Source organism: Roseateles chitinivorans (assembly GCF_002761755.1).
In the GTDB taxonomy this organism is placed as follows: Bacteria; Pseudomonadota; Gammaproteobacteria; order Burkholderiales; family Burkholderiaceae_C; genus Roseateles; species Roseateles chitinivorans.
Genome location: NZ_PEOG01000115.1, coordinates 1 through 10281, shown reverse-complemented (window position 1 = coordinate 10281; position 10281 = coordinate 1). Strand labels below are relative to the sequence as shown.

The 10281-nt window shown below is 72.7% G+C and carries 9 protein-coding genes; 4 read left to right on the top strand and 5 right to left on the bottom strand.

All coding sequences use genetic code 11. The annotated features are described in order from the left end of the window. The first annotated feature begins 252 nt into the window (after positions 1-252). Positions 253-1833 (top strand): DegQ family serine endoprotease, encoded by a 1581-nt coding sequence (locus CS062_RS24185; protein ID WP_199174346.1) that lies wholly within the window; start codon positions 253-255, stop codon positions 1831-1833. A 113-nt stretch (positions 1834-1946) separates the two neighbouring features. Beyond that, the gene (gene xerD, locus CS062_RS24180) at positions 1947-3011 is read left to right on the top strand and encodes a site-specific tyrosine recombinase XerD (RefSeq protein ID WP_099864343.1); all 1065 of its coding nucleotides are present in this window, start codon (positions 1947-1949) and stop codon (positions 3009-3011) included. Positions 3012-3032: 21 nt separating this feature from the next. Here the strand turns inward: xerD and CS062_RS24175 are convergent, their stop codons facing one another. Then, positions 3033-3596: an Lrp/AsnC family transcriptional regulator gene (locus CS062_RS24175; RefSeq protein WP_099864341.1), complete on the bottom strand. Its 564-nt coding sequence runs from the start codon at positions 3594-3596 to the stop codon at positions 3033-3035. A 116-nt stretch (positions 3597-3712) separates the two neighbouring features. On the opposite strand from CS062_RS24175, the gene CS062_RS24170 reads away from it, so the two are divergent. Then, positions 3713-4315: a MarC family protein gene (locus CS062_RS24170; RefSeq protein ID WP_091724054.1), complete on the top strand. Its 603-nt coding sequence runs from the start codon at positions 3713-3715 to the stop codon at positions 4313-4315. On the opposite strand, the gene CS062_RS24165 is transcribed toward CS062_RS24170, so the two are convergent. Next, positions 4294-4905, bottom strand: coding sequence for a GNAT family N-acetyltransferase (locus CS062_RS24165; RefSeq protein ID WP_099864338.1), 612 nt, complete (start codon positions 4903-4905; stop codon positions 4294-4296). The genes CS062_RS24170 and CS062_RS24165 overlap by 22 nt on opposite strands. Positions 4906-4924: 19 nt before the next feature. Further along, positions 4925-7153 (bottom strand): CHASE domain-containing protein, encoded by a 2229-nt coding sequence (locus CS062_RS24160; protein ID WP_143742492.1) that lies wholly within the window; start codon positions 7151-7153, stop codon positions 4925-4927. Between the two features lie 212 nt (positions 7154-7365). Here CS062_RS24160 and CS062_RS24155 point away from each other — a divergent pair, with 212 nt between their 5' ends. Then, a complete protein-coding gene (locus tag CS062_RS24155; protein ID WP_158238912.1) occupies positions 7366-7983 on the top strand; it encodes a GGDEF domain-containing protein in 618 nt (205 codons plus the stop codon). On the opposite strand, the gene CS062_RS24150 is transcribed toward CS062_RS24155, so the two are convergent. Both CS062_RS24150 and CS062_RS24145 read right to left on the bottom strand, forming a co-directional pair. Then, a complete protein-coding gene (locus CS062_RS24150) occupies positions 7959-9212 on the bottom strand; it encodes a lipocalin-like domain-containing protein (RefSeq protein WP_233218235.1) in 1254 nt (417 codons plus the stop codon). The genes CS062_RS24155 and CS062_RS24150 overlap by 25 nt on opposite strands. Next, positions 9212-10281: ABC transporter permease (locus tag CS062_RS24145; RefSeq protein ID WP_143742491.1), on the bottom strand; the 1070-nt coding region annotated here is incomplete at its 5' end. The genes CS062_RS24150 and CS062_RS24145, both read right to left, overlap by 1 nt.

Genomic DNA, 10281 nt, shown 5'->3' with positions numbered 1-10281 from the left:
GATGCCGCTCTCCCGCGCGTCGCCAGCGGTGGCGCCGCCCTTGCCGCCCGCGGTCCCGCCGACGCTGCCGCCGGCGCTCCCGCACGCCTGAACGCCGGCCCGAACGCTGGTCTGAATGCCGGGCTTCACCGCCGCTTCACGACCGTCCCACCGCGATTAAGAGCGACCTAAGCGAAGCTGCTCACACTTCAAGCCATCGAATCGGCGCAAGGCCTCCGGGCCGACCCGCCGGCAGCGAATCTGGAGGTTCAGATGGCTCAACAAGTGGAGAAGATGATTCCGGTGAAGAAGCTCGTTTGGGCGCTGGCCGCGGCCGGCGTGTTGGGTGCGGCGGGCGGTGCGCTGGCGATGCGCAACGCGAAGGTGACGCCGGTCTCGGACACCGCGACCGCGGCAGTGCCGGCGCAGGCCGGTGATGCGCAGGTCGCCGCGGCGACGACGCCGCTGGCGAACGCGGCCGCCCCGGCCGGGAACTTCACGCCGCCGCCGGCGGGCATGCCCGACTTCGCGCAGATCGCCGCGGCGCAGGGCCCGGCGGTGGTCAACATCAGCGTGTCCGGCACGGTCAAGACGCGTGCCGCGCGCGTGCCGCAGATCGATCCGGACGATCCGTTCTACGAGTTCTTCCGCCGCTTCGGCGTGCCGGGCATGCCCGGCGGCCCGAACGGCGGCGGTGAGGGCGGCAGCCGCGAGATCCGCGGCCAGGGCTCCGGCTTCATCGTCAGCGCCGACGGCGTGATCCTGACCAACGCCCACGTCGTGCAGGACGCGCAGGAGGTGGTGGTCAAGCTCACCGATCGACGCGAGTTCCGCGCCAAGGTGCTGGGCAGCGACAAGTCGACCGACGTGGCGGTGCTCAAGATCGAGGCCAAGAACCTGCCGACGGTGCGCCTGGGCGCGACCCGCGACCTGCGCGTCGGCGAATGGGTGCTGGCCATCGGCTCGCCCTTCGGCTTCGAGAACAGCGTCAGCGCCGGCGTGATCAGCGCCAAGGGCCGTTCGCTGGGCCCGGACGAGAGCCGCGTGCCCTTCCTGCAGACCGACGTCGCGATCAACCCCGGCAATTCCGGCGGCCCGCTGTTCAACGCGCGCGGCGAAGTGGTCGGCATCAACTCGCAGATCTACAGCGCGTCGGGCGGCTACCAGGGCCTGTCCTTCGCCATTCCGGTCGAGGTGGCCAACAAGGTCCGCCAGCAGATCGAGAAGGGCGGCAAGGTGCAGCACGCCAAGCTCGGCGTGATGGTGCAGGAGGTCAACCAGGGGTTCGCCGATTCCTTCAAGCTGGATCGTCCCGAGGGTGCGCTGGTCGCCAATGTCGAGGAGAACGGCCCCGCCGCCAAGGCGGGCCTGCGCTCGGGCGACGTGATCCTGGGCTTCAAGGGCCAGCGCATCGTGTCCAGCGGCGACCTGCCGGCGCTGGTGGACCAGTCGCTGCCCGGCGACAAGGTCGACATCGAGGTCTGGCGCAACGGCAAGCGCGAGACGATCACCGCGACCCTGGGCGACGCGAACGAGAAGGGCGCGAAGCTGGCCAAGGCCGGCGGCGACGCCGATGGCGATCACGCCAAGCTGGGCCTGGCCCTGCGTCCGCTGCAGCCCGAGGAGCGCCGCCAGCTCGGCACCCGCGACGGCCTGCTGATCCAGGAAGTGGGCGAGGGCAGCGCCGCGGCGCGTGCCGGCGTCCGTCCGGGCGACGTGCTGCTGGCCGTCAACGGCACGCCGGTGCAGTCCGTCGAGCAGGTTCGCGGCGCCGTCAAGGGCGCGGAGAAATCGGTCGCGTTGCTGGTGCAGCGCGGCGCCGACAAGATCTTCGTGCCGGTGCGCATCGGCTGATGACCTGACCCCTCCCAACCAACCGCTGCCTGTGGCGGTTGCTCCGTGGGGCCCGCGCGTGGTGGCGCGGGCCCCTTTTTTTCGTCGACCCGGGCGCTGGCATCATGCGCGGCATGTCCTCGTCCCGATCGTCTTCGTCCTCGCCGCGCTCCCCCGCCGTCCCGCCCGCTGCATCGCGCGCTCGTGGCGGCTCGCCGGTCGCGACCGCCGCCGCGTCGCCTTCGGCTGCGCGCACCGGACCAGCGGCCGCGCCGTCCGGCGAGCCGCCGGTGCGCTCGGCCGAGCGCGAGCGCAGCCAGCGCGCGATCGATGCCTTCATCGAGGCGCTCTGGATCGAGGAGGGCCTGTCGCGCAACACCCAGTTGGCCTATCGCCGCGATCTGCAGCTGCTGGCCGACTGGCTGGCCGCCGAGCCTGGGCGCGCGCTGGACGACACCCGCGAGCAGGACCTCTTCGGCTACGCGAGCGCGCGGCACGAGGGCGGCAAGGCGACATCGGCGAACCGGCGGCTGTCGGTGTTCAAGCGCTATTTCCGCTGGGCCTTGCGGGAGCGCCGGCTGGAGCGCGATCCGACGCTCAAGCTCAGCGCCGCCAAGCAGCCGCTGCGAGTGCCCAAGACGCTGCACCAGACCCAGGTCGAGGCGCTGCTGGACGCCCCCGATGTCGGCACCGCGCAGGGATTGCGCGACCGGGCGATGCTCGAGCTGATGTACGCCAGCGGCCTGCGCGTCACCGAGCTGGTGACGCTCAAGAGCGTGCATGTCGGCCTGCGCGAGGCGGTGCTGCGCGTGACCGGCAAGGGCGACAAGGAGCGGCTGGTGCCCTTCGGCGAGGAGGCGCATACGTGGCTGATGCGCTACCTGCAGGAGGCGCGCCCGCAGCTGCTGAGCGCGCGCAACACCGACGACCTCTTCCTGTCCCGGTTCGGCCAGGCGATGACGCGCGAGACCTTCTGGCGCATCGTCAAGAAATACGCGGCGGTGGCGGGTATCACCAGTCCGATCTCGCCGCACACGCTGCGGCATGCCTTCGCCACGCACCTGCTGAACCATGGCGCGGACCTGCGCGCGGTGCAGCTGCTGCTGGGGCATGCCGACCTGTCCACGACGCAGATCTACACCCATGTGGCGCGGGAGCGCCTGAAGGCGCTGCACGCGGCGCATCACCCGCGCGGCTGAGCGGCGGTCGCCGGCGCCGCCTCAGCCCACCGGCAGGCCTGCCGGCGGCTTGATCTCCTCCAGGCAGATCATCGACCGCACATCCGCGACGCCGTCCAGCTGCATCAGCTTGTCGGTGAGGAACTTGGACAGGGCCTGCAGGTCGCGCGCCACCACCTTCAGCAGGTAGTCGGAGTCGCCCGAGACTGTGTGGCACTCCAGGATCTCGGGGAAGTCGCGGATCAGCGACTCGATCTCGCGGACGCGGGCGAAGGCCTGGGCAGTGATGTTCAGGCTGACGTAGGCGGTGACGCCCAGCCCGAGCGCGAGCGGCGCCACGTCGGCGCGGTAGCCCCGCAGCACGCCGCGTTCCTCCAGCGCGCGCACGCGGCGGAAGCACTGCGGCGCCGACAGGTGGACCTGCGCCGCCAGGTCCACGTTGGACATGCGGCCGTCGCGCTGCAGGGCTTCCAGGATGCGCAGATCGATGGCGTCCAGCGTCACCGGCCCCAGGGGGCGAGGGCGCGCCGGCGCGGCGACCGACCGACCCGCGCTGCTCACCGGGGCGGGAGCGGATCGGGCCGGCTTCTTGTCCAACTTGTTCATCGGCGAGGTCATGATGAGGAATTGTTGCGATTCTAGGGATTCTGGTGAACGAAGCGTGCGCCCAAGCGCGCCGTCCTGGCGACCACCGACGTCCGCATCGGCGAGAATCGCGCCCCATGGATCACAGCTTCCTCTCCGCCCTCATCCTGTTGCTGCTGGTGCTCGACCCGCTGGGCAGCCTGCCGATCTTCATCCCGATCATGCGGGCCGTGCCGCGGGAGCGCCGGCTGAAGGTCGCGCTGCGCGAGGTCGGCATCGCCTTCGCGGTGCTGCTGGCCTTCATGTTCCTGGGCGAGGGCTTCCTGCGCCTGATGCACCTGTCGGAGCGCTCGCTCGAGGTGGCTGGCGGCGTGATCCTCATCATCATCGCGATCCGGATGATCTTCAGCCACGCGGGCGAGTCCGCCTATGGCGTGGACACCGGCCGCGAGCCCTTCATCTTCCCGCTGGCGGTGCCGCTGCTGGCCGGTCCGTCCGCGATGGCCACGGTGCTGCTGCTGGCCTCGCGCCAGCCGGACCGGGTGGCCGAATGGATCGGCGCACTCTTCACCGCGATGGTCATCTCCTTCCTGGCGCTGATCCTGGCCGACCGCATCCGCAAGCTGCTGGGCGACTCGGTGGTCTCGGCGCTGGAAAAGCTGATGGGCCTGGTGCTGACGGCCATCGCGGTCGAGATGATCCTGTCCGGCTTGAAGCGCTACTTCGTCGGCGGCCTCTGATCGGCCCCATCGGCCGCACCGGCCGCACCGGCCGGCGACGCCGGATCCGCCCGGCCGGTCCGCGCGGCCTGCGCCGCGCGCCACTCCCCGGCCGTCATGCCGTAGACCGCCACCTCGCTGTCGTACCAGCGCTCGAGGCCCCGGTAGCGCATGCCCAGCTTGGTCATCACATGCGCGGACGCCTCGTTGGCCGGGTCGCAGACGGCGACCAGCTGCGGCGCGTGCAGGTCGTCGAATGCGAAGCTGGCCATGCGGCGCGCCGCCTCCGAGCCGTAGCCGCGGTTCCAGCGGTCCCGGCGCAGCCGCCAGCCGATCTCGTGCGGATTGGCTGCGTCGCGGCCCAGGTGCTGGATGCAGCCGGCGCCGACGATCTCGCCGGTCTCGATCTCGAAGAAGGTCCACCAGCTGTAGCCCCATTCGGCCCAGCGCGCCTTCACGCGGTCGATCATCGCCTGCGTGTCCTCGAGCGTGTCGGGCTTGCCGGTGATGTAGCGCATCACGTCCAGGTCGCGATTCATCTCGAACAGGCCGTGCAGGTGCGCATCGGTCATGGGCTCCAGGCGGAGCCGGGCGGTGGTCAGTGAAGTCATCGGGCGACTGTACGGCGGCTCAGCGGGCATGACTCCGGTCATCCTGGCGGCGCGCGGGGGCGGGCATCGCCGGCGCGTCGTCGGTGGCGGATTCAATGGGCGTCTCCTCGGACGGGACCGGCGCGCCGGGCGACGCCTCGGCCGTCACGGGCGCCCCGGAGGCCTCGAAGGCTTCGGGCGAGGCCGCCAGTTCCTCCGGCGTGCGCCGCAGCGCCGAGAGATCCAGTTCATCCGGCGGCAGCGCGCCGTTGAGCCAGCGGATGCGGCAACGGCCGGCGCGCTTGGACTCGAACATCGTCTGGTCGGCGCGGCTCATCAGCACCTCGGCGTCGACGCCGTCCAGCGGATAGTGCGCCACGCCGAAGCTGCTGCCGACCTGCACCGTCACACCGCTGGACAGCCGCACCGGGGCGAGGATGGCGCGCAGCAGCCGCTCGCAGGCCGGCCGGCTGTCGACGGCGGCGGGCAGTGGCGTCAACAGCACGACGAACTCGTCACCGCCCAGCCGCGCGGCCGTGTCCGAGCCCCGGATGCCGGACGACAGCCGCTGGGCGACGACCTGGAGCACCTCGTCGCCGGCGTCGTGGCCGTGGGCGTCGTTGACCGCCTTGAAGCCGTCCAGGTCCAGGTAGGCGACCGCCATCTTCTGCGACTGCCGCTGCGCCACGGCCATCGCCTGGCGCAGCCGGTCGGCCAGCAGCACCCGGTTGGGCAGGCCGGTGAGCGCGTCATGGAAGGCGGCGCGTTCGACGCGCGCCTCATGGGCCTTGCTCTGCGTGATGTCGGCCATCATCCAGAGCGTCGTGTCCACGTCGCGCTCGCCCGGCAGCGCCACGCCGTTGAGGTCGACCCAGACCAGGCTGCCGTCCTTGCGCCGCATCTGCAGCTGGCTGCGGTAGTGGCCGCCGCGACTCAGCACCGGGTAGGCGTTGCGGCCCAGCGCGGCGAAGGTGTCCTCGTCGACATAGAGTTCGCGCACCGCCAGCCCGAGCATCTCGTCGGTGCCGTAGCCGAAGAGCTGCTCCAGCGCGCGGTTCTTCCACACGATGCGCCGGCCGCGCAGCTTGGCGATGGCGATCACGTCGGCATCCAGCATCGCCTGCTGGTCCAGCGTCAGGCGGCGCAGGTCCTCGGTCATCGCGTCGGCCAGCGCCTGCGCCCGCGCCCGGCCGGCGGCCAGCAGGTAGGTCGTCGCCGCCAGGAGCGCCGTCAGCAGCACGCCGATCAGGCCCGGTCCCCAACCGGCCGCGTCGATCACCGCGCGCTCGTAGGCCGTCGTCAGCGCGGCCTCGAGGCGGAAGGCCCGGCCGGCGATCTCCAGGCGCCGCTCGGCCGTCACCACGCGGACGTCGAAGTCGGGCCGCGAGCTCGGCGCGGCATCCAGCGGCTGGATGCCGGTGCTGGAGTCGAGCAGCAGGTCCTCGGTCGCGGTGTGATCGTCGACCAGCAGGCGGAAGTCCATCGGCGCCGCCGCCAAGCCTTCCTTGAGCCCGTTCAGGATCTCCTGCGCCACCAGCGGCGCGTAGAGCAGGCCCAGCAGCGCCTGGCGTCGCTGGGCGGCATCGACAGGATCGGCGCCGTCCCGGAACACCGGCACCAGCAGCAGCATGCCGGGGCCATGCGCGCGGTCCTGCACCAGCGGCACCGGCGCCGACAGCGTGGCCTCGCCGGTGGCGATGGCCCGCTCGATCGCGCGCCGCCGGACGGCCTCCGAGCCCAGGTCGAAGCCCCAGGCCGGGTAGTTCTGCGACAGCGGCTCGATGTGCGACACGACGAACAGGTCGGGCGCATCGCCGCGGCTGCGCACGGTGAACTGCGGCGCGCCGTTGGCGCGTTCGGCGGCGATGAAGGCGGGCAGGTCGGCGCGCTGGACCCGCGGCACGAAACCGAAGCCGCGCACGCCGGGGAATTCGCGCGGCAGGTCGCGCGACTGGACATAGGCCCGGAAGGACTGCCGGTCGACGCGGCCCCCCAGCGCGGCGATCGCGCCGCGCGCGCCCTTGAGGCCGTACACCGGCTGGACGAAGCGCTGGACGATGTCGCGCTCCAGGCGCTCCATCTGGGCGTCGAGCAGGCGATGGGCCTCGGCCACGACGCGGTTGCGGTTCCAGAGCATCGCGCTGAGCGTCAGCGCCAGGCCGGCCAGCAGCACCAGCAACGCGCCGACGACGGCCGGCATCGGCAGGTCGCCGGTGGGCGCGGTGGCAGGCAGCGGGGATGCGAGGTCGTGCGCTGGAGGGGCGTGCACGGTCGGGGCGGCAGGGCCGCTGGGCGTGGACACAGCCGGGTACTTTAGGACAGCCGCCGCACGGCCGCACGCGTCCCTGCGGCCCGTCCGGATTCGTTACATCTGCCGCGACGCGGCGTCGCGCAAGCGCCTATCCTCCCTCGCTCAAGGGGGCGGCGCGCGGCTTGCTCCTGTGCTGCAATCAATCCTCATCTCCGGCGAAGGCGGGCAGCATGGCTCAAGACTCGGACAGGGGCCCCGGGGCCTGGTGGACATTCCTGAGGCGGCGCTGGCTGGCGCGTCGCGACCCGCCCGCGCGGGTGGCCGCGGCGGACGAGGCGCAACTGATGGACGGCCTCAAACGCGAGGCCGCCCGGGCGCAGCGCCACCGCCACGACGGCGTGCTGATGCTGCTCGAACTCGATCCCTGGACGCGCCTGCAGCAGCAGCATGGCGAGGAATGCCTGCAGGCGCTGGACGAGCGTCTGGACCAACTGGTGCGGCAGCAACTGCGCGGCGGCGACTGGCTGCTGCCGCTGCCGCGCGGCGTCTGGGCCGCCTACCTGCCGTGCACCGATCCGCTGGGCGCGCTGGACGCGGCGGACCGGCTGCGGACCCGTGTCGCGACGCTGGACTACCGCTGGCAGGGCCAGGCGCTGCCCTTGAGCGCCAGCCTGGGCCTGGCCCACTGGCAGGACTGGCGGCGCGAGCCGCAGCAGGGCGCCGACCAGTTGTTGCAGCAGGCGCGCCAGGCGCTCGCGATGGCGCGCGGCGCCGGCTGCAACTGCGTGCGCGCCTATGCGGCGATGCCGTCCGGCCGCAACCGCTACAGCGGGACGCGCCCGGCGTAGCCGGTCATCTCCAGGTAGCCCCAGCCCAGGCCATGGCCGGCCGCGTCGCTCAGGCGCGCCACGCCCTCCCAGTACGGGAAGCCGGTGCTGAGCCGGGTGTCGATCTCCTGGGCCGGGTAGGCCGCCTCGACGAGGAACACGCCACGCGGGGTCTGGATCCGCCACCGGACCGGGTAGGTGGCCAGGCTCACCGGGCTCTTCCAGAAGGCCAGCGGCTCGAAGCGCAGCTGCTGCTCGAAGTCGACCTGCGCGCCGCCGTGCGCGGCACGCCAGCTGCCGCCGGTCCAGATCACCGCGCCGTCGTGCGCCCGCATCTGGAACAGGGTCAGCGACGAGCCGTCGTCCAGGTTCAGGCCGAGCCAGTCCCAGCCGACCGCCCGATCCGGCGCGGCGTCGGCGCCGCGACCGAGGTACTGGTTGCTCCACTCGTGATCCAGCCAGGCGCTCGCGCGCACCGCCCGCGCGCCGCCGTCGCGCAGCGCGAGCCGGCCGCTGCCGACCAGTTGCGGCTCGCTGACATAGCGGCTGGCCTGTTGCGCGCCCGGGCCCTTGCGTGACCAGCCCGCCCGGCCCTGCAGCAGCGGCGGTTGCGGCGCGTCCAGCGTCAGCGCGAGCGCGAAGCCGGCACGCTCGCTCGGCATCGACAGCACGTAACGACTGTGTCCGTCGGGCCCGTCGCTGCGCCGCAGCTGCCAGACGCCCAGGCGCATGCGGGTGTCGTCGGTCTCGGCGCGCGCGTTGGCGAAGCCGTGACGCAGCACCTGCTGGTCGTGCAGCAGCCGCTGACGCCCGAGGTCCGAGATCGCCGCGTGGCCCAGCATCACCTGATCCGGGGCGAAGGCCGACGACAGCGGACGTTGGAGCGCATGGCGGACGCGGAAGAAGGTGAGCTGGAAACCGAAGTCCGGCCGCGTCGTCTCGCCGGCGCGCCCGTCGACCCGCAGCACGCCGGTGACGTACCACCATTCGATGCGGGCCTCCGGGTGGGCGCCGTGGTCGCGCGGGAAGCGCAGCGGCGCGTCGGACAGCGTCTCGTCGGGCGCGTCCTGGGAAGCCTGCGCCTGCGCGGTGGGCATCAGGGCGGCCAGCGAGGTGGCGGCCGCGGTCGCCGAGGCGCCCGGCCCGAGGGCCGTCCGCGCGCCCGTGCCGAGCACGCCCGGCAGCATGCGGGCCAGTCCCGTCAGGCCCAGGCCGCCCAGGCCGCCGAGCAGCGGTCGTCGTCCGATCATCACCAGTCCTCCCGCACCGCGCGCAGCGCCTCGCCCCGACCGGCCCGCAGCGCGCGGGCGCTGGCCCAGGCGGCGGTGGCGCCGGTGGCGATCAGGCTGGCCGCGAGCAGCGCCACCACCCGGCCCGCCGGCACCGACCAGTCCATGCTCCAGTGGAAGCTCTGCGGATTGAGCCGGAACACCAGCACCGCGCTGATCGCCAGGCCGACGATCAGCCCCATCAGCGCGCCGGCCACCGCCTGCAGCAGGCTTTCGGCCAGCACCAGCCGGCGCAGCATCGCGCGCGTCAGCCCCAGGTGCAGCAGCAGGCCGAATTCCCGCCGGCGCGCCAGCAGCTGCGCCGACAGGCTGGCCGCGACGCCGAACAGCCCCAGGCCCAGGCCCACCGCCTGCAGCCAGTAGGTGATGGCGAAGCTGCGGTCGAAGATCGCCAGCGAGAAGCGACGCAGCTCGCCGGCCGAGGCGATCTCCAGCGAGTCCGGCGTGCCCGACGCCTCGCGCAGCGCCTGCTGCGCCGCCACCGGATCGGCGCCGGGGCGCAGCCACAGCGCCAGCTCGGTGATCGCGGCATCGCCGCTGAGCCGCTCCCAGTCGCGCCGCTCCATCAGCACCGCCCCGGTCTGGCGGCTGTAGTCGCGCCAGATCGCCTTCACCGCCACCGGCAGTTGACGGCCTTCCAGTCGCAGCGTGAAACGGTCGCCGGGCGCCAAGCGCAGCTCATCGCGCATCGCCTCGTTGATGTAGACCGGCTGCACGCCGTCCGGCAGCGCGACCGCCGCGCCCTGCAGCGGCAGGCGGTGGTCCAGCGGGCGCGCCAGGAGCGTCGTGCTGCCGGTCATGCCGCGCACGGTGAAGCCGATGTCCCGGGTGCGTTGCGCCGCCACGCGGGCGATGCCCGGCAGCCGGGCGGCCGACGCGGCCAGCCCCGGCGGCATCGGTTGGCCCTGCTGGGCGCTGTCGCGGGCGGTCTGGCGCAGGTAGAGATCGGCCGGCAGCATGTCGCTCAGCCATTGATCCAGCGACTGGCGGAAGCTCGCCACCATCACCAGCATCGCCACCGCGAGCGCCA

Excerpts from the sequence above, each read along its gene's own strand:
- CS062_RS24185 (WP_199174346.1), top strand. The coding sequence starts at position 253 with ATGGCTCAACAAGTGGAGAAGATGATTCCGGTGAAGAAGCTCGTTTGG.
- CS062_RS24175 (WP_099864341.1), bottom strand. The coding sequence starts at position 3,596 with ATGAACAAGTTGGACAAGAAGCCGGCCCGATCCGCTCCCGCCCCGGTG.
- xerD (WP_099864343.1), top strand. The coding sequence starts at position 1,947 with ATGTCCTCGTCCCGATCGTCTTCGTCCTCGCCGCGCTCCCCCGCCGTC.
- CS062_RS24165 (WP_099864338.1), bottom strand. The coding sequence starts at position 4,905 with ATGACTTCACTGACCACCGCCCGGCTCCGCCTGGAGCCCATGACCGAT.
- CS062_RS24155 (WP_158238912.1), top strand. The coding sequence starts at position 7,366 with ATGGCTCAAGACTCGGACAGGGGCCCCGGGGCCTGGTGGACATTCCTG.
- CS062_RS24170 (WP_091724054.1), top strand. The coding sequence starts at position 3,713 with ATGGATCACAGCTTCCTCTCCGCCCTCATCCTGTTGCTGCTGGTGCTC.
- CS062_RS24150 (WP_233218235.1), bottom strand. The coding sequence starts at position 9,212 with ATGATCGGACGACGACCGCTGCTCGGCGGCCTGGGCGGCCTGGGCCTG.